Annotated in this window: 1 protein-coding gene; it reads right to left on the minus strand. The window is 69.5% G+C overall.

What is annotated here, in order from left to right:
* A partial coding sequence (locus ACLQ3C_RS21760; protein ID WP_425707150.1) for an AMP-binding protein occupies positions 1 to 213 on the minus strand: 213 nt, incomplete at both ends.

Here is a 213-nt window from a genome sequence, read left to right on the forward strand (position 1 = left end):
CATGTACCCAACCCGCTCGAGCGGCGCCGCGGTGTCCAACGGCACATACTGTCCACCCGCCGCGACCACCGCATGAACGGCCACCACGAACTCGACCGAGCGCTCCGACGACACCCCCACCGCCACCTCCGGCCCTACCCCCACCGCAATCAACTCACGCGCCAACACCGCCACCCGAGCACCGAACTCCGCATACGACACCACCCGACCCGC

Source organism: Gordonia sp. DT30, assembly GCF_049844915.1.
In the GTDB taxonomy this organism is placed as follows: domain Bacteria; phylum Actinomycetota; class Actinomycetes; order Mycobacteriales; family Mycobacteriaceae; genus Gordonia.